We start from the raw sequence: 20806 nt of genomic DNA, 5'->3' as shown, positions 1-20806 counted from the left end.
TCCCCCCTCCCTTCCCCCCCGGCGCTTGTTCGTTCTTCTCCCCCCCCCCCCCCCCCTCCCCCGGCCCCACGGCACTGCCGATACTGGGATGCTGGACGTCATACAGCAGGCGGGACCAGCGAGCCGTGGGGGATACAGCGTGATGGTGGAGGACAGGGTGCGAGTAGTCATCGCCGAGGATTCGGTACTGCTTCGGGAGGGGCTCACCCGGCTGCTGACCGATCTCGGGCATGACGTCGTAGCCGGGGTGGGGGACGCAGAGGCGCTGATCAAGACGGTGCGCGACCTCGCCGGACAGGATGCGCTGCCCGATGTGGTGGTCGCCGATGTGCGGATGCCGCCCACCCACACCGACGAGGGCGTGCGGGCGGCGGTGCGGCTGCGCAAGGACTATCCCGGGATCGGGGTACTGGTCCTTTCGCAGTACGTCGAGGAGCAGTACGCGACCGAGCTGCTGGCCGGATCCAGCCGAGGTGTGGGGTATCTGCTGAAGGACCGGGTCGCCGAGGTCCGGGAGTTCGTGGACGCGGTGGTCCGGGTGGCGCAGGGCGGGACGGCACTGGACCCGGAAGTGGTGGCGCAGCTGCTGGGGCGAAGCCGTAAACAGGATGTCCTGGCCGGGCTGACGCCGCGCGAGCGCGAGGTGCTCAGCCTGATGGCGGAGGGCCGGACGAACTCCGCGGTGGCCAGGCAGCTGGTGGTGAGCGACGGGGCCGTGGAGAAGCACGTCAGCAATATCTTCCTGAAGCTGGGCCTGTCCCCCAGTGACGGGGATCACCGCCGGGTGCTGGCGGTGTTGACCTACCTGAACTCCTAATGAGCTGACACCCTGTCAGATGCCTGGTGAAGGTCACCGCGGGGGCCGGACGCGGCCGTCGCGGTGACCCGCGCCCGGACAAGGGCCGATCGGGGTCCTAGAACCAAAGAACGAGTGCAGAGCGTCTCCACCGAACGGCTGAGGGGCTTGCGAAACATGACAAACCGGTATCAAATCGCGTCTCAAAACGACGTCCACCATATGATCGGTCCAGGGAAGGCGACCCTTACCGACGTAGGGTGGGCCTTGGGACCGCCGGCGGGCCGGCCGGTCCCGAGCCGCCGCCCCGAGGGAGGTCCAGTTCAGTGACCAGCCAGGTCAGTAGCACAGCCGAACAGGCCGATGAGGCCAGCGAGGCGCTCGTCGGGGGACAGCGTGCCCCCCATCCCGATCGCACAGGCGCCGGCGAGAAGGAGATCCGCCGCCTGGACCGGGTGATCATCCGCTTCGCGGGTGACTCCGGAGACGGTATGCAGCTCACCGGTGACCGGTTCACCTCGGAGACCGCGTCCTTCGGGAACGATCTCTCCACGCTGCCGAACTTCCCCGCCGAGATCCGCGCCCCCGCAGGCACCCTGCCGGGGGTTTCGTCGTTCCAGCTGCATTTCGCCGACCACGACATCCTGACACCGGGTGACGCGCCGAACGTCCTGGTCGCGATGAACCCGGCCGCCCTCAAGGCCAACATCGGCGATGTGCCGCGCGGCGCCGAAATCATCGTCAACACCGATGAGTTCACCAAGCGCCCGATGGCGAAGGTCGGCTACGAGACCAGTCCCCTGGAGGACGGCTCGCTGGAGGCGTACAACGTCCACCCGGTGCCGCTGACCACCCTCACGATCGAGGCGCTGAAGGAGTTCGGGCTCTCCCGCAAGGAGGCCGAGCGCTCGAAGAACATGTTCGCGCTCGGGCTGCTCTCCTGGATGTACCACCGGCCGACCGAGGGAACCGAGGCGTTCCTTCGCGCCAAGTTCGCGAAGAAGCCGCAGATCGCCGAGGCGAATGTGACCGCGTTCCGCGCCGGGTGGAACTTCGGGGAGACGACGGAGGACTTCGCGGTCAGCTACGAGGTGGCACCCGCCTCGCAGGCCTTCCCGCCGGGTACGTACCGCAACATCTCCGGGAACCTGGCGCTGTCCTACGGGCTGGTCGCCGCGGGCCGGCAGGCTGATCTGCCGCTCTACCTGGGCTCGTACCCGATCACCCCGGCCTCCGACATCCTGCACGAGCTCAGCAAGCACAAGAACTTCGGTGTACGCACCTTCCAGGCCGAGGACGAGATCGCGGGCATCGGTGCCGCGCTGGGCGCCGCGTTCGGCGGATCGCTTGCGGTGACGACGACGTCCGGGCCCGGGGTGGCCCTGAAGTCGGAGACCATCGGGCTCGCCGTCTCCCTCGAACTGCCACTGATCGTCATCGACATCCAGCGCGGCGGCCCGTCCACCGGTCTGCCCACCAAGACCGAGCAGGCCGACCTGCTCCAGGCGATGTACGGGCGCAACGGCGAGGCCCCGGTCCCGATCGTGGCCCCGAAGACCCCGGCGGACTGCTTCGACGCCGCGCTCGACGCCGCCCGGATCGCGCTGACGTACCGCACCCCGGTGTTCCTGCTCTCGGACGGCTATCTCGCCAACGGCTCCGAGCCGTGGAAGATCCCCGAGATCGATGAACTCCCCGACCTGCGCGTCCAGTTCGCCACCGGCACGAACCATGAACTGGCCGACGGCACCGAGGTCTTCTGGCCGTACAAGCGCGACCCGCAGACCCTGGCCCGCCCGTGGGCCGTCCCCGGCACCCCCGGCCTCGAACACCGCATCGGCGGCATCGAGAAGCAGGACGGCAGCGGCAACATCTCGTACGACCCCGCGAACCACGACTTCATGGTCCGCACCCGTCAGGCCAAGGTCGACGGCATCGAGGTCCCCGACCTCGAAGTCGACGATCCGGGCGAGGCGCGCACACTCGTCCTCGGCTGGGGTTCCACCTACGGCCCCATCACCGCCGCCGTCCGCCGGCTGCGCGCCGCCGGACAGCCCATCGCCCAGGCCCATCTGCGCAACCTCAACCCCTTCCCGAGGAATCTCGGCGAGGTGCTGAAGCGTTACGACAAGGTGGTGGTGCCGGAGATGAACCTCGGCCAGCTGGCCACCCTCATCCGGGCCAAGTACCTGATCGACGCGCGCAGTTACAACCAGGTCAACGGTATGCCGTTCAAGGCCGAGCAGCTTGCGACGGCTCTCAAGGAGGCCATCGATGCCTGACACCAATGAACTCCTGCAGCTGGTGCCCAAGGCCGAGGCCAAGCAGTCCATGAAGGACTTCAAGTCCGACCAGGAAGTGCGCTGGTGCCCCGGTTGCGGTGACTACGCGGTCCTCGCCGCCGTGCAGGGCTTCATGCCCGAGCTCGGGCTGGCGAAGGAGAACGTCGTCTTCGTCTCCGGCATCGGCTGCAGCTCCCGCTTCCCGTACTACATGAACACCTACGGGATGCACTCGATCCACGGCCGCGCCCCGGCCATCGCCACCGGTCTCGCCTCCTCCCGCCGCGACCTGTCCGTCTGGGTCGTCACGGGCGACGGCGACGCGCTGTCCATCGGCGGCAACCACCTCATCCACGCGCTGCGCCGCAATGTGAACCTGAAGATCCTGCTCTTCAACAACCGGATCTACGGGCTCACCAAGGGGCAGTACTCCCCCACCTCCGAGGTCGGCAAGATCACCAAGTCGACGCCGATGGGCTCGCTCGACGCCCCCTTCAACCCGGTGTCCCTGGCCATCGGCGCGGAGGCGTCCTTCGTCGCCCGTACGATCGACTCCGACCGCAAGCACCTCACAAGCGTGCTGCGCGCAGCGGCCGACCACCCGGGCACGGCGCTGGTGGAGATCTACCAGAACTGCAACATCTTCAACGACGGCGCCTTCGAGATCCTCAAGGACAAGGAACAGGCGCAGAACGCGGTCATCCGGCTGGAGCACGGGCAGCCGATCCTCTTCGGTGCGGAGAACGACAAGGGTGTCGTGCGCGACCCGGCCACGGGTGACCTCAAGGTCGTCGCGGTCACCGAGGAGAACCGGTCGCAGATCCTCGTCCACGACGCCCACGCCGCCAGCCCCACCACGGCCTTCGCGCTGTCCCGGCTCGCCGACCCCGACACCCTGCACCAGACCCCCATCGGGGTACTGCGCAGCGTCGACCGGCCGGTCTACGACACACAGATGGCCGAACAGCTCGAGACCGCCGTCGAGTCAGACGGCAAGGGCGACCTGGCCGCACTGCTCGCGGGCAACGACAACTGGACGGTCGTCGGCTAGCGGACACCCCCAGGGATACATCGGCCGACGGCACCCTCTGGGGTACTTCCCATCGCCGGACGGGCTGAATTTCGGCCCGTCCGGCGATTGCGGTCGGGGGTACGACCGGCCACCGCGCACCATGTGGCCATGACCCCGGACCGCCCCGCGTACCGCATCAAGCGGCGCCTGCTCGGCAGAGCGCTCACCACCGAGCGCATCAGCGAGGAGAAGCTGAACAACCGGACGGCGCTCGGGGTGCTCGCCTCCGACTGCATCAGTTCGTCCGCGTACGGCTCCGAGGAGATGCTCCGGGTCCTCGTACCCGTCGTCGGCGCCGCCGCGTTCACCCTGCTCATGCCGGTGACCGGCGCGATCCTGCTCGTACTGCTGCTTCTCACGCTCTGCTACAGCGATGTCGTGATGATCTACACGCGGGCAGGCGGGTCGTACGTCGTCGCCCGGGAGAACTTCGGGCCCAACATCGCGCAGATCGCCGCCGTGGCGCTGCTCGTCGACTACATCGTCACCGTCGCCGTCCAGGTCTCGGCCGGTACCAACGCCCTGATCTCGCTCGCCCATCTGGCCGGCAACAACTTCACCGGCCTGGACCATCTCCAGCTCCCGGTCTCCGTCGCCGTCATCGTGCTGCTCGCGTACGGGAATCTGCGCGGGGTCCGCGAGGCGGGCCGGGCCTTCGCGCTGCCCGCCTATCTCTTCATGGCCGCCGTCGGCCTCGTCCTTCTCGTCGCCGCACTGCGTGGGCTCACGGGCGAGCTGCCGCGCGCCGATCTGCACGCCGCCGGGGCCGTGCCGCTCGGCACTCCGGGCAACGGCTGGCTCTACGGCGCCTCGCTCTTCATCGTGCTGCGCTCGTTCGCCAACGGCGGCTCGTCCCTCACCGGGCTCGAAGCGATCTCCAACGGCATCTCCACGTTCCGCGAACCCCAGGGCCGCAACGCCCGCCGCACCCTCATCACGATGAGCTGCGTGCTCGGTGTCCTGGTCCTCGGCGTCTCCACGCTGGCGCACTTCACCCATGCCGTCCCGTACACCGACGGCACACCCACCGTCATCGCGCAGGAGGCCCATCTCGCGTTCGGCGGCGGGCCGTTCGGTACGGCCGGGCTGGTCTTCGTGCAGCTGGCGACCGCGCTGGTCCTCTACACCGGCGCCAACACCCCGTTCACCGGCTTCCCGTACCTCGCCAGCTTCGTCGCCGAGGACCGGTTCCTGCCGAGGATGCTGACCCGGCGCGGGCACCGGCTGGCGTTCTCCAACGGCATCATCGCGCTGACCGTCGTCTCCCTGGCGCTGCTGCTGGCGACCGGCGCCAGCGTGGACAGGCTGGTGGCGCTGTACGCGATCGGCGTGTTCACCGCCTTCACCATGGCCGGGGCCGGCCTCACCGCGTACCACCTGCGGCGCCGGGAGCCGTACCGCAGGCTGAAGATCGCGGTCAACGGGCTCGCCGCGGTCATCTCGGCCGCCGTCGTACTGATCTTCGCGGTCACCAAGTTCACCGAGGGCGCCTGGCTGGTCGTGGTCGTCTTCCCGCTCGGGGTCTGGGCGCTGATGCGGATCAACCGCGAGTACCGGCAGGAGGCCGCCGTGCTGCACGGCATCCAGGCGCCGGGCGCCGACCGCTCGCGATACCGCCGCCATCTGGTCTTCGTCCTCGTCGAGACGCTCGACCTGGCGACGCTGAAGGCCCTGCAGTACGCCCATGAGCTGCGTCCGGACGAGATCCGGGCGGTGCACTTCGCGATCGACGAGGCGTACGCCAGGCGGCTGGCCGCCCGGTGGGAGGCGACGGCCGCCACGTCCGTGTCCCTGGAGCTGGTCGAGTGCCCCGACCGGCGGCTGCGCCATGCGATGAAGGAGCTCGCGTCCCGCACCACGGAGGACGGGGACACCTGGCTGACGGTGCTGGTGCCCCGGCGGACGTACAGCAACGCGCTCGGGAAGCTGCTGCACCGGGGCACGGGTGAGCAGATGGCGAGGACGCTGGCGCAGCTGCCGCACGTGGCGGTGACGATCCTGCCGTTCAACGTCTCGCGGGCGCTGCAGACGATGGAGGAGGGGCACGCGCCTCAGCCGGACTGAGCCTGCTCCTTCTTCTCGGCGTCATACGCCTCGCGCGCCGCGTGCACGGCGTCCAGGCGCTGCTCCGTCCAGCGGGCCAGCGCCCACACCTGCTCGGCGGCCTCCCGGCCCAGCCCGGTGAGCGAATAGTCCACCCGCGGCGGGATCACCGGCTTCGCGTCCCGGTGCACGAAGCCGTCGCGCTCCAGCGTCTGGAGGGTCTGGGCCAGCATCTTCTCGCTGACGCCGCCGACCTCGCGGCGCAGCTCGCTGAAGCGGTACGAGCGCTCCAGCAGGGCGGCGAGGACCAGGACGCCCCAGCGGCTGGTGACATGTTCGAGCACCAGCCGGGAGGGGCACATCTGCCGGTTCACATCAGGCTTCCTGCTCAGGTCACTCACGCTCATGCCAGTACCTTACTTCAAAGTTGGTACTTTCGATTGGTTAGTGCACCCCGTACAGTGAGTCTGCGAGCCCAAACAAGGACCAGTGCCACCAAAGAGGAGAAACCCCCCATGAGCATCGTTGTCACCGGAGCCACCGGAGAGCTCGGCCGTCTCGTCATCGACCAGCTGCTCACCGCCGTGCCCGCGAACGAGATCGTCGCCGTCGTCCGCAACGAGGAGAAGGCCGCCCCGCTCGCCGCCCGCGGCGTCGAGCTCCGCGTCGCCGACTACGACCGCCCCGAGTCCCTCAAGGACGTCTTCCGGGCCGGTGACCGCGTCCTGCTCATCTCCGGCAGCGAGGTCGGCAAGCGCGTGCCGCAGCACACCGCCGTCATCGACGCGGCCAAGGCGGCGGGCGTCGCCCAGCTCGCGTACACCGGCGTGCTGGGCGGCCCCGACGCCGACTTCAAGCTGGCCGACGAGCACAAGGTCACCGAGCGACTGATCCTCGACTCCGGGCTGCCGCACACCCTCCTGCGCAACGGCTGGTACACCGAGAACTACACCGCCAACCTCGCCCCCGTCCTGGAGCACGGCGCCGTCGTCGCCAACGCGGGCGACGGACGGGTCGCCTCCGCCACCCGCGCCGACTACGCCGCCGCGGCAGCCGCGGTGCTGACCGGTGAGGGTCACATCGGCGCGGTCTACGAGCTGAGCGGCGATGTCGCCTGGTCGTTCGCGGACTACGCGGCGCAGCTCGCCGAGGCCACCGGCAAGGAGATCGTGCACAAGAACGTCCCGGCCGCCGTGCACCAGGAGATCCTGGTCGGCGCCGGTCTGCCCGAGGGGTTCGCGGCGATCCTCGTCGACGTAGACGCCGCGATCGAGCGCGGACTGCTCGCCGGTACGAGCGGTGACCTGGCCCGGCTGATCGGCCGGCCGACGACGCCGCTCGCCGAGACGGTGGCCGCGGCGGTGGCCGCGGCGTAACTCCGCTCCCCGCGCCTCACGGGCCCCATGTCATGACCGTATGGCGATACGGCTATGACATGGGGCCCTCCCGGCGCTACCGTCGTCCAGTCGGCGGAGCAGTTGACACAGACGTGCCGGGAGGGCCCGTGAAGGGAACAAATGAACAACGGGCCGGGCTGCTGTCCGGTATCGGCGCCTACGCCCTGTGGGGCATCGTCCCGCTGTTCTGGCCGCTGCTGAAGCCCGCCGGCGCGATCGAGATCCTCGCCCATCGCATGGCCTGGTCCCTCGGGGTCGTCGGCATCGCACTGCTGGTGCTGCGCCGCTGGTCCTGGATCGGTGAGCTGATACGGCAGCCGAAGAAGCTCGGCCTGATATCGGTCGCCGCGGCCGTGATCACGGTCAACTGGGGTCTGTACATCTGGTCCGTGAACAACGGCCATGTCGTCGAGGCCTCGCTCGGCTACTTCATCAATCCGCTGGTCACCATCGCCATGGGCGTTCTGCTCCTCGGCGAACGGCTGCGCCCCGCGCAGTGGGTGGCGGTCGGCACCGGTGTCGCGGCGGTGCTCGTGCTGGCGATCGGGTACGGACGTCCGCCGTGGATCTCGTTGACACTGGCGTTCTCCTTCGCGACATACGGCCTGGTGAAGAAGAAGGTCAACATGGGCGGCCTGGAGTCGCTCACCGCCGAGACCGCCGTACTGTTCCTGCCCGCGCTCGGCTACCTGCTGTGGCTGGGCGCGCAGGGCGATGCGACTTTCACCTCCGAGGGCCTCGGTCATTCGGCGCTGCTGGCCGCGACGGGGGTCGTCACAGCCACGCCGCTCGTCCTTTTCGGGGCGGCGGCCATCCGCGTACCGCTCTCCACGCTGGGCCTGCTGCAGTATCTGGCGCCGGTCTTCCAGTTCGTCCTCGGCATCCTGTACTTCCATGAGGAGATGCCGCCGGAGCGGTGGGCCGGGTTCGCCCTGGTGTGGCTGGCGCTCACCCTGCTGACGTGGGACGCGTTCCGGACGGCGCGGCGGACGAGGGCGCAGGCGCAGACTCGTGCGGCCCAGCTGGCGGCGCAGCAGACACCGACGGCCGGGGATTCCGCTTCGTCCTCCTCCGCCGCAACCCCAGCGAAGTGACCAGCGCCCCCGCCGCCACCATCACCACCGGGACGACGAGCGCCGCCCGATAGGCCGCCAGGGCGGCTCCGGGCGAGCCGTCCGTGCCCGCCGACGCGATCCCGTACACCGCCGTCACCGCCGAGATCCCGACCGCCGAGCCGAACTGGGTCGAGGTGTGCAGCAGCCCGCCCGCCAGGCCCTGTTCCCGGTCCGGTACGCCGTCGGTCGCGGCGATCGTCAGCGGACCGTAGGCCAGGGCGAAGGCGGTCCCGGTGAGGATCAGGGTCGGGAACATCGCCGCGTACGACCAGTCCATCCCGACCGGCAGGAACAGTCCGTACGAGACGATGGCGACGACGAAGCCGCCGAGGACGACCCGGACATTGCCGAACCGGTTCACCAGGCGCGGGGTGAGGGTCGGTGCGATCACCGCGTCGGCGCCCATTGCCACCAGGGCGAGCGCGGTCCGGAGCGAGGACCAGCCGCGCAACTCCTGGAGGTAGAGCGTCACCACGAACTGGAAGCCGAAGAAGGAGCCCACGAAGAGCAGGGCACCGAGGTCGGCACGGATCACCGATGCCCGGCGCAGCAGGGCGAGTCTGACCAACGGGGCCGAGGAGCGCCGCTCTATCAGGACAAAGGCCGCGATCATGAGCAGCCCCGCGGCGAACGCCCCCGCCGACCGTTCCCAGTCCGCCGCCCCGTGCTCCAGGCGCACGATCCCGTACGCGAGCAGCAGCATCGCCCCGGCCGCCGCGGCGGCTCCCGCCAGATCGAAGCCGCCGGTACGGACCGGACGCTCCTCGGCCGGGACGATCCGGATCGCGGCGAGCAGGATGGCGCCGGCCAGCAGCACGGGCGCGAAGAACACCCAGCGCCAGCCGAGCTGGGTGAGGAGCCCGCCGATGACGAGTCCGAGCGAGAATCCGCCGGCCGCGGTGCCCGCGAAGACGAGCAGCGCCTTGTCGCGCTGCGGCCCCTCTTCGTAGGAGGTGGTGATGAGCGACATCGCGGCCGGGGTCATGAAGGCGGCGGCCACCCCGGTGACGAAGCGGGCGGCGATCAGCATCCAGCCCTGTTCCGCGAAGCCGCCGAGGCCGGAGAAGAGCAGGAAGACGGTGAGCCAGATCAGGAACATCCGCCGCCTGCCCAGCAGATCGGCGGCGCGTCCGCCGAGCAGGGTGAACCCGGCGTATCCGAGGACGTACGCGCTCATCACCCAGGCCGTGGTGCCGGTCGACAGACCGAGATCGGCCCTGACCGAGGGCACGGCCACGGCGAGCATGGCGACGTCGATGCCCTCCAGGAAGATCGTGCCGCACAGGACGAGAAGCAGGACGCGGGCGCGGGCGGTCATGGCGTCCGGCGCCTCCGGAACGTCCGAGGCGTCCGGGGCGGGTGGTGCGGGCACGGCAGACACAGTTGTCCCCTTCGGGTACGTGAATGGAGGGTTACCCGGAAGAGGGTCGGTTCCCTCTTGTAACCAATGGCATCGTGCGCCAGCATCGATCGCCATGGAAGAAGGCACTTCGAAGTCACCGAGTCACCTCAAAGGCACCGCGGGCACGGCCGAGCTGATCGGCGACCCCGATCCGTTCCAGTGGGACACCCGCGAGGGCTGCGAGGTGCGGCAGATCCTCGACCGGGTCGCCGACAAGTGGTCGCTGCTCGTCATCGCCCTGCTGGACCGGCGCAAGCTCCGCTTCACCCAGCTGCGTCGCGAGATCGACGGCATCAGCCAGCGGATGCTGACGGTCACCCTGCGCCAGCTGGAGCGGGACGGACTGGTTGAGCGGACGGTCCACGCCGTGGTGCCGCCGCGCGTGGAGTACGAGTTGACACCGCTCGGAGGCACGCTGCACACCACGATCCGGGCGCTCGTCACCTGGACCGAGGAGCACCGGGGCGAGATCGCGATGGCGCGCGCCGCCTACGACGCCCGCGAGGCCGCGGACGCTCAATTTTAGTTACCGAGTTGCTTTTTTGACTTGGTTGCGTTTCCCTGGGGGCCCACGGAACCGCAACCGAGGAGCGACTCCATGCCCGCATCCGCGCCCACCACCCACGTACTGATCGTCGGCTCGGGTCCGACCGGCCTGGCCCTGGCCTGCGATCTGGCCCGGCGCTCCATCGACGTACGGATCATCGACAAGTCCGCCGAATTTCCGCGCAGTTCGCGGGCCAAGGGCCCCAACCCCCGCTCCTTGGAGGTCCTGGAGGACCTCGGCGTCGTGGACAGGGTCCTGGCCGCGGGCTCGGCGCCGCTGCCCATGCGCAAGTACCGGAACGGGCTGCCGATCGCCGACGCCGACCCGTTCGGGGCATCGCACCCGACGCCGGACACCCCGTACGACCGGTGGTGGCTGATCGCCCAGTGGCGGCTGGAGGAGATCCTGCGGGACCGCCTGGCGGAGTACGGCGTACACGTCGAACTCGGCGCGGAAGCCAATCGGTTGACGGTGGGCTCCGACTCCGTATTCGTCGGGCTCGCAGACGGCCGGAGCATCGGGGCGCGGTACGTGGTGGGCTGCGACGGCGGCCACAGCCCGGTGCGGGGGCTGCTCGGCGTCCGCTTCGAGGGGAAGACGACCGAGGAGCAGATGATGGTCTGCGGGGACGTGGAGGCGGACGGCCTCGACCGCGGCTACTGGCACCAGTGGTTCGACGAGGACGGCGCCGTGATGCTGTGCCCGATCCCGGGTACGCGCTCGGGCTGGTGGTTCCAGGCGGGGCCGGAGCGGGACCGGGCGGGAGCCCCCGTACCGCCCTCGCTGGAGAGCTTCCGGCGGCTCTTCGCCAAGCACACCGGACTGCCGGGCACCCGCCTGACGCAGGCCACCCTGCTGTCCACGTACCGGGTCAACGAGCGCATGGCCGACCGCTACCGGGCGGGTCGCGTACTGCTGGCCGGGGACGCCGCGCATGTGCACTCCATCGCGGGCGGACTGGGCATGAACACCGGGATCCAGGACGCGTTCAACCTGGGCTGGAAGCTCGCCCGGGTCGTCACCGGCCAGGCTGATCCCGGCCTGCTGGACACGTACGAGGAGGAGCGGCTGCCCGTGGCCTCCTGGGCGCTGGACATCAGCTCCGAGCGACTGCGGGTCACCCTCGATGCGATCAGGCAGCCGGGCGGCGGCCTGGACTCGGCGTTCACCGGGGAGACCACGGGCCTCGGCCTGGGCTACCACTGGAGCTCACTCTCCCCCGCAGGCTCCACCGCCCGCCTGCGAGCGGGCGACCGCGCCCCGGACGCCCCCTGCCGCGATGCCGAGACGGGCGCACCGACCCGGCTGTTCGAGGCGTTCGCCGGACCGCACTTCACCCTGCTGGGCTTCGGCCCGGCCACGGCGGACGCGCTGCGGGCGATGGAAACGGCGTACGGCGACGCGGTACGGGCGTACGGGGTGGACGCCGAAGCACGGCGCGGCCTGACCGACGACGCAGGCCACGCCCGCTCGGCGTACGGCATCGAAACGGGCACCGACACCCTCGTCCTGATCCGCCCGGACAACCACGTGGGGCTGATCGCGCCGGCCGACGACGGCCGGGCTGTCATGGGCTACCTGGACCACCTGAGCGGTACGGCATTCAGGCGGCTTTGAGCGCGTCACGGTGGGCAATCCCAGAACTACCACATGCTTATATTTTTCTGACATGTTATGAGCCGATTCACGCACACGTCCTGGAACTCCCGCGTGCTCCTGCGCACCGCCATCGCCGCCCTGTCCACGCTGTCCTTCCTCATCTGCGGAACCTCACCCACCACGCATGCGGACGACATCGTGGAGCAGGTCCACCCGTCCGGCCTCGGCCCCGTCGATCCGTGGTTCCGCCTCCAGGACGACCCCTCGAACAGCGGCTGGACCCCGGTGGTACGGCAGCCGAGGGATCGAGTGCCACGGACATCGGCGCCGGCCTCCTGAGACGGCGCGGTCGGGCGGATACGGCGGGTGCCCCAGGGATTGGGGCAGAATCCATGTCCCCACCCGGCCGGATCTATGTCCCCACCCGGCCGGCCCGGGACTCCAGATAGCGCCGTTCGGCGATGCTGGCGGTGGACTTCGCGGCGCGCCGGTAGTGCTCGTACGCCCCGGCCGTGTCGCCGGTCTTCTCCAGCAGATGCGCCCGTACGGACAGCAGCCGGTGATGCCCGACCATCCGCTCGTCACTGTCCAAGGTGGCCAGCAGGGCCAGCCCGGCGGCCGGGCCCTCTGTCTCGGCGAGCGCGATCGCCCGGTTGAGGGTGACCATCGGGTTGGGTGCGATCCGTTCCAGGATCAGGTAAAGGGCATGCACCTGCGGCCAGTTGGTCTCCCCGGCCGTGGCCGCGTCGGCGTGTGTGGCGGCGATGGCGGCCTGCAGCTGGTAAGGCCCCAGCGCCGGAGGGGCCAGTGACGCCTTGACCAGCTCAATGCCCTCGTCGATCAGCCCGCGGTCCCACTTCGTACGGTCCTGCTCGTCCAGCGGCACCAGGTCGCCGGCCGCCGTCGTACGTGCCTCCCGGCGGGCGTGGGTCAGCAGCATCAGCGCGAGCAGCCCGGTCACCTCGCCGCCCTCGGGCAGCTGCGCGTGCACCATCCTGGCCAGCCGGATCGCCTCGTGCGCGAGGTCGGCGCGGTGCAACTCGCTGCCCGAGGACGCGGTGTAGCCCTCGTTGAAGATCAGGTAGAGCACGTGCAGGACGACTCGTAGCCGCTCCTCGCGCTCCGCGCCGTCCGGCAGGCTGAACGAGCTGCCGGCGGCCTTGATGCGCTGCTTGGCCCGGCTGATCCTGGCCGCCATCGTGGCCTCCGGCACCAGGAACGCGCGGGCGATCTCGGCGGTGGTCAGGCCGCCGACCGTCCGCAGCGTCAGGGCGGTCTGGGAGGCCGCGGTCAGCGTCGGATGGCAGCACAGGAACAGCAGGACGAGCGTGTCGTCGGTGTCCGGTACGTCCTCGGGCATCACCTCGGTGGCCGTTGCCGCCTCCCGCTCGCGGCGCGCGTGGTCACTGCGCATCTGGTCGATGAGCCGCCGGGACGCGACGGTCACCAGCCAGCCGCGCGGGTTGTTCGGCACTCCCTCGGCCGGCCACTGCGCGGCGGCGGCGAGGACGGCCTCCTGCACGGCGTCCTCACACCCTTCGAACTGGCCGTGCCGACGTACCAACGTGCCGAGGACCTGCGGCGTGAGCTCACGCAGCAGGTCCTCGATGGGTGGCGCTGTCATGCCTCCAATTGTCCGTCGGCGAACATCACCTGTCGCACCTCGATGCCCAGACCGTCGACCGCGGCGTCCGGGATCTGCGATGCCAGCTCGATCGCCCGCTCCTTGTTCTCGCAGTCGATCAAGTAGAAGCCGCCCAGGTACTCCTTGGACTCCAGGAAAGGTCCGTCGGTCACCACCGGCTGGCCGTTGCGTACGGACACCACGGCGGCCTGTGACGGGTCGACCAGCGCCTGCGTGGTGATCAGCTCACCGGACTTCTTCAGCACCTCGATGAACCTGCCGTGGCCGGCGCCGATGGCCGCCTTCTCCTCGTCGCTCAGCGCGTCCATCACGGCCGGGTTGATATGCATGCTGATCAGGAACTTCATCTCGTACTCCTCGTGGTTCGCGCGCCCCGGCGGGGCCCTTCGACCGGTTGGTCGGAGCCGCCGCCGCCGTCTTGACATCCCCGCCCGAACGTTCGCATGAGTTTTTCGCCGTCGCACCGCCCGGACCGCGAGGACGTCATTTCTGGTGACGCCCCGCCGTGGCAGGCGCGAGAGATTTCCGTCCGTACCGATGTCAAGAAGCTCTCGACCACTCCGACCAACCGGCGAGACGTCGAGAGAACAGGAAGTTTCGGATATGCGAGTCAACCGGGCATGGCTGGGACTGGTCGTCCTCATGCTGCCGACCTTGCTCGTCGCGATGGACATGACAGCATTGCTTCTCGCCCTCCCACGGCTGAGCGCCGACCTGGGTGCCACCAACATCCAGCAGCTGTGGATCAGTGACAGCTACGGACTCATGGTGGCCGGCCTGGTCATCACGATGGGTACGCTCGGCGACCGGATCGGCCGCCGACGGCTGCTGATGATCGGCGGAGCGGCGTTCGCGGTGCTGTCGGTCGTGGCCGCCTTCGCGGTCAGCCCGCTGACGCTGATCGTCGCGCGTGCGCTGCTGGGCGTCGCCGGCGCGACCCTGGCGCCCTCCACACTTGCCTTGATCACCAACATGTTCCGCGACGAACGACAGCGCGGGAAGGCCATCGCGATCTGGGCGACCTGCCAGTTCACCGGCGGCGCGCTCGGACCCGTACTCGCCGGATTCCTGCTCCAGTACTTCTGGTGGGGATCGGTGTTCCTGGTCGCCGTGCCGGCGATGGCGTTGCTGCTGCTCGCCGGGCCGGTCCTGCTGCCGGAGTTCCGCAGCGACCAGTCCGGCCGGCTGGACCTGGCCGGCGTCGGACTGTCGCTCGCGGCGGTCCTTCTGATGGTCTACGGCATCAAGCAGTTGACCGTGGAGAGCGTGCCGGTCGTGCCGGCGATGGCCCTCGTCGTCGGCGCGGCCATCGGATTGCTGTTCGTACGCCGGCAACTGCGACTGGAGACGCCGCTGCTGGACCTGCGGCTGTTCCGCAACCGCCCGTTCACGGCCGTATTCGTCGCGCTGGGCCTGGCCGGCGCCGCCATGGCCGGTACGGGCCTGCTGGTGACCCAGTTCCTCCAGAGCGTGCTGGGCTTCTCGCCGGCCGCGTCGGCGGTGCTGTTCGCGCCCATGGGCCTGGGCGTGGCGGCCGGCACCATGGCCGCGCCGGCGCTGGCCCGGCGAATGAAGCAGACGACCGCGATCGCCGGCGGGCTGGCGGGGTCGGCGCTGGGCAGCCTGCTGCTGGTCGGCGCCGACGGTGCGAACGCCCTGCCGATGGTGATGACCGGCATCACCGTACTGGCGCTGGGCACCGGCCCGCTGTTCGCGCTGGGCACCGGGCTGATCGTCGGGTCCGTACCGCCGGAGCGCGCCGGCTCGGCGGCGTCGATGTCGGAGACCGGCAACTACTTCGGCGGCTCGCTCGGCCTCGCGCTGCTCGGCGTGGTGGCCGCGGTGGTCTACCGCAGCCGGATGGACGGCACGTCCGACTCGCTGGCCGACACGGTCGCCGCCGGCCGGCACCTTCCCCCCGGCCAAAGCGCGGAACTGCTGCACACCGCGCGGGAGGCGTTCACCGCCGGCCTGCACGTCACGGGCGTCATCGCCGCGGTCGTCTTCGCCGGGCTGGCCGTACTTATCCTGGCCATGCGCCGGGCAACCCGGACCACCCCGGCCGCACTCCCCGACTACGAGGCGACTCGCTCATAACGAGGTCGGCCGCTCACTCCCCGCCCTCCCCCTCTCCCTTGGCCGCGCATTCCACCCAGAGCAGTTTCCCGCCCTGCCCCGGCAACCCACCGCGCATGGGGTACGCGCCCCAGCTCTCCGCATAGAGGGTGACGAGGTACAGCCCCCGCCCCCGCTCGGCCAGCTCTTCCGGGGCCTCGGCGCTCCACCGGAAGGGGGCGGGGATATGGGGGTTGGTGTCCCAGACGCTCAGCCGGATTCGGCTGCGCCCGGCGTCGCGCAGGCGCAGGGAGTACGCCCCCGAGGAGTGCAGGTAGGCGTTGGTGACCAGTTCGCTCGCCAACAGTTCGGCGATCTCGGCGAGTTCGCGCATGCCGTGCACGCGCAGGATCGTACGGAGCGTCGATCGGGCCACGCCGGGGGCGCGGGGATCCTGCGGGAGTTGGAGGGTGTACGTCCAGGGCGGGGATACCGTGGTACTGACCATGGAAGTCTCCGTTCACGGAGGGAAGTTGGCAGGTGCGCTTCGGGTTGCCCGGTGACGAGGCCGCTCCGTCGAGCGGGGTACTTCCGGGCGGGTGGCCTGAGGCAGAGACTAGACTCCATTGGCAAAGATGTTTTGCGAAACTTCGAGAAAATCCATCCTGATTCCCTCGTGTGAGTGACGCCCCAACCCTTCGACATCCAGGAGGAGTTCGATGGCAGCGAGGCCAGCGCCCACGGCCCGCCGCACCCGTCTTGCAGGTGAGCTCCGCAAGCTCAGGGAACGCGCGGGAATGACCGCCACCGAGGCCGCGAAGCAGCTGGGAACCAGTTCAGGACAGCTGAGCAATGTGGAGAGCGCTCGATTCGGCGTAAGCCCGGAGCGTGTGCGGGCCATGGCTCACACCTATGCCTGTGCCGAACCGGCTTACGTGGAAGCGCTGGCGGCCATGGCAAGTGACAGATCGACCGGCTGGTGGGAACAGTACCGGGGCATCCTGCCGAGGGGCCTGCTCGACCTCGCCGAATTCGAGCACCACGCAACCGCGTTGCGCACCGCGTACACCTGCCACATCCCTGGGCTGCTTCAGACCGCGGATCACGCGCGCGAGGTATTCGGCCAAGTTGTGCCCGAGCTGTCGCCGCCGGAGATCGAACACCGCGTCTCCCACCGGATCAAGCGGCAGGACGTCATCTACCGGACGTCGCCCACCCCGTACTCAGCTGTTGTCCACGAGGCCGCACTCCGGATGAAGTTCGGAGGTTCCAGCACAGCGCGAAAGCAGCTGGAACACATTCTGACGATGAGCGAACACCCGGATATCACCGTGACCGTGATTCCGTTCGACGCCGGGGCATACCCGGGCTCCGGGCAGTCGCTCGCCTACGGGGTCGGTCCTGTGCCACAGCTCGACACGGTGCACCTCGACCAGTCACACGGATCCGTGCTGCTCGATGCCGGGGCCCAGTTGCTGAAGTACCGGACGCTTCTCGACCGAATGGACGCGGTCGCCCTCACGCCCAGGAAGTCCCGGGACTTCATCCGTCGCATCGCACAGGACCTCTGAAAGGACGCCACCGTGCCCACACCCTTCTGGCAGAAGTCGTCGTACTGCGGCGAGGGGGACGCCTGCATACACATATGCGCCTCCCCTACCGGCACCATTGGCCTGACCGAGTCCGGCGACCCGCGCGGCGCGACGATCCGCACCGCCCCCATCGCCCTGGCCGCCCTTCTCCGCGCCCTGAAGAAAGACGCCCTCCATGACTGACATCCCCACCGACCTCACCTGGATCCGCGCCGCCCCCGAGGGCGAGGAGGGGCCCGGCCCCTGGATCGAGATCGCTTTCGGCCCGGACGAACTCGTCCACCTCCGCGAGACCGGCGACCCCACCAACATCGTCACCACCACCCAGACCAAATGGGACGCCTTCACCAAGGGCGTCCAGGCCGGCGAGTTCGACCACTTCATCGAGAGCGACGACGAGGGAAGCCCACCCTCCCCCCACTGACACCCGCCCCCCGCGAAAACGTGACACATCACGGGCCGACCGTCACGTTCGCGCGGTACGGGGTGTCCTTCTCCGTGGGCGGTTCGGCGTCCGGGCCGAGCCAGAGGTGTACACCCTCGGGGCCGGTCGCCCTGCCGGCGTGCTACTCCTCAGTCGTTCGTGGCGTGCCGGGCGCGGTGGGCCCGTACCTTGTGAAGGTTTCCGCAGCGTTCCATCGCGCACCAACGGCGCCTGCCCGGCCGTGAGGTGTCGACGAAGAGCAACTTGCAGCTGTCGGAGCCGCATTCGCGGATTCGGTCGGCGTACGGGCCGGTGAACAGCTCCACCGCGTCGCGGGCAACGGTCGACAGAAGGGCACTGCCGGTGGAGTCCGGGGCCCATGCGAGGCCGCCGGAGTCGGCGTCGATACGAGGGACGAGCGGGGGCTCGGCCGCCGTGGCGTTCACCGTGGCGAGGTCGGCCGGGGCGAGGGGGCGGCCGTGCGCGCGGGCAGCGGTCAGATTCCAGAGCGCGGCGCGCAGCTCGTGCGCCCGCCGCAGCTCCGCCGCACTCACCGAAAGCGACAGTCCGTCCGGCAGTCGGCTCTCGCCCGCCCATCGCACCAGGTCGGCGGGGGTGTGCAGCACCTCGTACGCGGCGTACCGCGCGTACCCGCCGGTGGGCAGCAACTCCAGGCACAGGGCGCCGGGATCGAAGCGGTAGGGACGACCCTCCGGCGTACGGAGAATCAGGCCCGGCGTGCCCGTTGCCAGCTCGGTCATGTAACCACTATAAACGGTTTCCATGACTCTGGACTGGAAGATCGTCATCGACGCGTCCGACCCGCACGCCCAGGCCGCCTTCTGGGCCGAGACCCTCGGCTACCTGGTCGAGGACAACAGCACACTGATCGAGCGGCTGCTCGGCTTCGGGGCGGTGCCGGAAGAGGCGACGGTCCTGGTCCACGGCCGCCGGGCCTTTCGCGATCTCGTGGCGGTCCGGCACCCGGACGATCCGTACGAGGCGGAGAGCGGGACGGGCCTCGGGCGACGGCTCCTGTTCCAGCGCGTACCGGAGGCCAAGACGGTGAAGAACCGGCTCCACCTGGACGTACACGCGGGACCGGAGCGACGCGACGCAGAGGTGAAGCGGCTGGAGGCGCTGGGCGCGACGGTGCTCCACAGGGTCGAGGAACCGGGGGGCACGTGGACTGTTCTCGCCGATCCCGAGGGCAATGAATTCTGCGTGCAATAGCTGCGGACGCGGCTGCCGATGCTGACCGGCAGGAGCCCGAAGATCAGCACGCCGGCGCGGCGGGTGGCTCAGGGCGCAGGGGCGGGGCGGGGGCGGGGCGCGCGGATGACGGACGCCGGGTCCGGGCCGGAACCCTGCCGCACCCTCCGGTGCGATCAGCAGGGTTTCCGCCCCGGACCCGGGCCACCCGGTTCAGCCCTCCACCACGTCCTGCGGATACCAGCGCAGCTCCACGGTGTTGCCGTCCGGGTCCCGGACGTACACCGACTGCGCCTCGCCCCGGGCACCGGAGCGGCTGACCGGGCCTTCCAGCACGGTGAAGGTGCCCGAGTCGATGACCTGTTGCCAGTCCAGCGGTTCAACGACCAGGCAGATGTGGTCGACGTTCGATGCGGAACGCGGCCGGCCCAGCAGATCGATGATCACGCCCGGACTGACCCGTACCGACGGGAACGGGAACTCACCGGCCCGCCACTCGTCCACCCTGATCGGCTCCAGGCCGAGTGGGCCGCAGTAGAACTCCAGTGCGCGCTCGACATCCTGCACGTTGAGCACCAGGTGATCGAAGTCCTTGACTCTTACTCGCACGGCACAACCTTTCAGCCATTCACATTCGGTTCGGAGCGGAGCGGTTCAAGGAACCGCAGGAGCCGGAGGAGCCGGAGGCCAGGGGACCTCGGCCAGCAGCGGCAGGATCTGCTCCTCCTCGTAATCCAGATGTGCGTTCAGCTCCATGGACATCCTGTCCAGCTCCGCGCGGAACCGCTCGGGATCCACGATGCCGATGTCCGCCAGCAGCGCCACCAACTCGCCCTGGACCCGCGCGATCGTGCGGTGTTCGTCGGCGAGCCGGGCGAAGGTGTCGGTCAAGTGCGGGTGGTAGCGGGCGATTCCGGGGAACAGGTGCGCGTCCTCGCTGGTGTGGTGGAATTCCAGTGCGTTGCAGAACGCCAGGCAGCGCTGCCTGATCTGGAGTCCCAGACCCGGGGCCGGTGGTTCACCGGGGCCCCGGTGGGCCGCCCGTGCAGCGAAGTGGGCGTCGGCCTCCGTCTTTACCTGGCGCAACTGGCCCCGCAGCCAGGTGTGGACCTCCATGACCTTGTCGGCGAGGCTGTTGACCTCGCGTGGGCCCTCCCAGCCGTCGGGCTCGGCGCGCTCCAGCACCACGACCGGCAGGAGCCGAGGCGTCCGGGTCTGGTAGTCGCCGTATCCGGGCGCTGCTTTCACCGCGTGTGCGAACAGTTCCTCGCGCCGCGCTCCCTCGGCGGGAACCGCGAGGGCCTGGAAGGTACGGGTGCCGACCTCCACCCGTACCACGGGGTGGGCGAGCAGGTTGTGGTACCAGTCGGGGTGGGCCGGGGCGCCGAGGTTGGAGCCGACGATCAGCAGCGAATCACCGTGGCGGACATAGCCGAGAGGAGTGGTGGTCTCCCTCCCCGACCTCGCGCCGGTGGTCGTCAGCAGGAGCAGATCGCCGCTCTCGAAGGGGCCGCCGACCTTCCCTCCATTGGCGCGGAACTCCTCGATGACTGATTGATTGAACGATGTGGGCATACGGTTGCGTGTCTCCGGAGGATGCGGATGAAGCCCGCAGTGACTGCGGG

Annotated in this window: 21 protein-coding genes and 1 pseudogene; 14 read left to right on the top strand and 8 right to left on the bottom strand. The window is 69.5% G+C overall.

Going from position 1 to position 20806, the window contains the following annotated elements:
* Nucleotides 1-142 precede the first annotated feature (142 nt).
* The 4 genes from ACZ7IB_RS06580 (at nt 143) to ACZ7IB_RS06565 (ending at nt 6214) form a co-directional block, all read left to right on the top strand.
* Nucleotides 143-817, top strand: coding sequence for a response regulator transcription factor (locus ACZ7IB_RS06580; RefSeq protein WP_308427387.1), 675 nt, complete (start codon nt 143-145; stop codon nt 815-817).
* A 305-nt stretch (nt 818-1122) separates the two neighbouring features.
* A complete protein-coding gene (locus tag ACZ7IB_RS06575; RefSeq protein WP_470909757.1) occupies nt 1123-3078 on the top strand; it encodes a 2-oxoacid:acceptor oxidoreductase subunit alpha in 1956 nt (651 codons plus the stop codon).
* On the top strand, nt 3071-4129 hold the full coding sequence (locus ACZ7IB_RS06570; RefSeq protein WP_470909756.1) for a 2-oxoacid:ferredoxin oxidoreductase subunit beta: 1059 nt from the start codon (nt 3071-3073) through the stop codon (nt 4127-4129). The genes ACZ7IB_RS06575 and ACZ7IB_RS06570 overlap by 8 nt, the downstream gene beginning before the upstream one ends.
* Nucleotides 4130-4258: 129 nt before the next feature.
* Nucleotides 4259-6214, top strand: coding sequence for an APC family permease (locus ACZ7IB_RS06565; protein ID WP_470909754.1), 1956 nt, complete (start codon nt 4259-4261; stop codon nt 6212-6214).
* Here the strand turns inward: ACZ7IB_RS06565 and ACZ7IB_RS06560 are convergent.
* Nucleotides 6202-6600, bottom strand: a complete 399-nt coding sequence (locus ACZ7IB_RS06560) for a winged helix-turn-helix transcriptional regulator (protein WP_470909752.1) — start codon at nt 6598-6600, stop codon at nt 6202-6204. The genes ACZ7IB_RS06565 and ACZ7IB_RS06560 overlap by 13 nt on opposite strands.
* 108 nt (nt 6601-6708) lie before the next feature.
* On the opposite strand from ACZ7IB_RS06560, the gene ACZ7IB_RS06555 reads away from it, so the two are divergent.
* Together ACZ7IB_RS06555 and rarD are read left to right on the top strand one after the other, a co-directional pair.
* Nucleotides 6709-7569 carry an SDR family oxidoreductase gene (locus ACZ7IB_RS06555; RefSeq protein ID WP_470909750.1) on the top strand — a complete coding sequence of 287 codons (861 nt, stop codon included), beginning with the start codon at nt 6709-6711 and terminating at the stop codon, nt 7567-7569.
* A 128-nt stretch (nt 7570-7697) separates the two neighbouring features.
* On the top strand, nt 7698-8684 hold the full coding sequence (gene rarD, locus ACZ7IB_RS06550) for an EamA family transporter RarD (RefSeq protein WP_470909748.1): 987 nt from the start codon (nt 7698-7700) through the stop codon (nt 8682-8684).
* Here the strand turns inward: rarD and ACZ7IB_RS06545 are convergent.
* Nucleotides 8662-10023: pseudogene (locus tag ACZ7IB_RS06545) on the bottom strand (MFS transporter); the annotation flags it as partial. The gene rarD and the pseudogene ACZ7IB_RS06545 overlap by 23 nt on opposite strands.
* Before the next feature lie 157 nt (nt 10024-10180).
* On the opposite strand from ACZ7IB_RS06545, the gene ACZ7IB_RS06540 reads away from it, so the two are divergent.
* The 3 genes from ACZ7IB_RS06540 to ACZ7IB_RS06530 all read left to right on the top strand — a co-directional run bounded on the left by ACZ7IB_RS06540 (nt 10181) and on the right by ACZ7IB_RS06530 (nt 12592).
* The gene (locus ACZ7IB_RS06540; protein ID WP_470909747.1) at nt 10181-10633 is read left to right on the top strand and encodes a winged helix-turn-helix transcriptional regulator; all 453 of its coding nucleotides are present in this window, start codon (nt 10181-10183) and stop codon (nt 10631-10633) included.
* Between the two features lie 72 nt (nt 10634-10705).
* Nucleotides 10706-12271 (top strand): FAD-dependent monooxygenase, encoded by a 1566-nt coding sequence (locus ACZ7IB_RS06535; RefSeq protein ID WP_470909746.1) that lies wholly within the window; start codon nt 10706-10708, stop codon nt 12269-12271.
* 57 nt (nt 12272-12328) lie between these two features.
* Nucleotides 12329-12592 carry a hypothetical protein gene (locus tag ACZ7IB_RS06530; RefSeq protein WP_470909744.1) on the top strand — a complete coding sequence of 88 codons (264 nt, stop codon included), beginning with the start codon at nt 12329-12331 and terminating at the stop codon, nt 12590-12592.
* 73 nt (nt 12593-12665) lie between these two features.
* Here ACZ7IB_RS06530 and ACZ7IB_RS06525 read toward each other — a convergent pair whose 3' ends face one another.
* Both ACZ7IB_RS06525 and ACZ7IB_RS06520 read right to left on the bottom strand, forming a co-directional pair.
* Entirely contained in the window at nt 12666-13877 is a 1212-nt protein-coding gene (locus tag ACZ7IB_RS06525) for an RNA polymerase sigma factor (protein WP_470909743.1), read from the bottom strand.
* Nucleotides 13874-14245 carry a YciI family protein gene (locus ACZ7IB_RS06520; protein ID WP_470909741.1) on the bottom strand — a complete coding sequence of 124 codons (372 nt, stop codon included), beginning with the start codon at nt 14243-14245 and terminating at the stop codon, nt 13874-13876. The genes ACZ7IB_RS06525 and ACZ7IB_RS06520 overlap by 4 nt, the downstream gene beginning before the upstream one ends.
* 256 nt (nt 14246-14501) lie before the next feature.
* Between ACZ7IB_RS06520 and ACZ7IB_RS06515 the strand changes: the two genes are divergently transcribed.
* Nucleotides 14502-15995: an MFS transporter gene (locus ACZ7IB_RS06515; protein ID WP_470909739.1), complete on the top strand. Its 1494-nt coding sequence runs from the start codon at nt 14502-14504 to the stop codon at nt 15993-15995.
* A gap of 13 nt (nt 15996-16008) precedes the next feature.
* Here ACZ7IB_RS06515 and ACZ7IB_RS06510 read toward each other — a convergent pair whose 3' ends face one another.
* A complete protein-coding gene (locus ACZ7IB_RS06510; RefSeq protein WP_470909738.1) occupies nt 16009-16461 on the bottom strand; it encodes an ATP-binding protein in 453 nt (150 codons plus the stop codon).
* Nucleotides 16462-16672: 211 nt separating this feature from the next.
* Between ACZ7IB_RS06510 and ACZ7IB_RS06505 the strand changes: the two genes are divergently transcribed.
* The 3 genes from ACZ7IB_RS06505 to ACZ7IB_RS06495 are packed head-to-tail and all read left to right on the top strand — an operon-like array spanning nt 16673 to nt 17969.
* Nucleotides 16673-17524, top strand: coding sequence for a Scr1 family TA system antitoxin-like transcriptional regulator (locus ACZ7IB_RS06505; RefSeq protein WP_470909736.1), 852 nt, complete (start codon nt 16673-16675; stop codon nt 17522-17524).
* Between the two features lie 12 nt (nt 17525-17536).
* Nucleotides 17537-17728: a DUF397 domain-containing protein gene (locus ACZ7IB_RS06500; protein WP_266358802.1), complete on the top strand. Its 192-nt coding sequence runs from the start codon at nt 17537-17539 to the stop codon at nt 17726-17728.
* Nucleotides 17721-17969, top strand: coding sequence for a DUF397 domain-containing protein (locus ACZ7IB_RS06495; RefSeq protein ID WP_470909734.1), 249 nt, complete (start codon nt 17721-17723; stop codon nt 17967-17969). Before ACZ7IB_RS06500 ends, ACZ7IB_RS06495 begins: the two co-directional genes overlap by 8 nt.
* Before the next feature lie 149 nt (nt 17970-18118).
* Here ACZ7IB_RS06495 and ACZ7IB_RS06490 read toward each other — a convergent pair whose 3' ends face one another.
* Nucleotides 18119-18730 (bottom strand): CGNR zinc finger domain-containing protein, encoded by a 612-nt coding sequence (locus ACZ7IB_RS06490; RefSeq protein ID WP_470909732.1) that lies wholly within the window; start codon nt 18728-18730, stop codon nt 18119-18121.
* A 22-nt stretch (nt 18731-18752) separates the two neighbouring features.
* Here ACZ7IB_RS06490 and ACZ7IB_RS06485 point away from each other — a divergent pair, with 22 nt between their 5' ends.
* The gene (locus ACZ7IB_RS06485) at nt 18753-19202 is read left to right on the top strand and encodes a VOC family protein (protein ID WP_405685387.1); all 450 of its coding nucleotides are present in this window, start codon (nt 18753-18755) and stop codon (nt 19200-19202) included.
* Nucleotides 19203-19394: 192 nt separating this feature from the next.
* Here the strand turns inward: ACZ7IB_RS06485 and ACZ7IB_RS06480 are convergent, their stop codons facing one another.
* Together ACZ7IB_RS06480 and ACZ7IB_RS06475 are read right to left on the bottom strand one after the other, a co-directional pair.
* On the bottom strand, nt 19395-19790 hold the full coding sequence (locus tag ACZ7IB_RS06480; RefSeq protein ID WP_470909729.1) for a VOC family protein: 396 nt from the start codon (nt 19788-19790) through the stop codon (nt 19395-19397).
* Between the two features lie 45 nt (nt 19791-19835).
* Nucleotides 19836-20756, bottom strand: coding sequence for a nitroreductase/quinone reductase family protein (locus ACZ7IB_RS06475; protein ID WP_470909727.1), 921 nt, complete (start codon nt 20754-20756; stop codon nt 19836-19838).
* Between the last annotated feature and the right edge of the window lie 50 nt (nt 20757-20806).

It is taken from the genome of Streptomyces sp. NPDC037301, from assembly GCF_055602785.1.
This window is presented reverse-complemented; position numbering and strand designations above follow the sequence as displayed.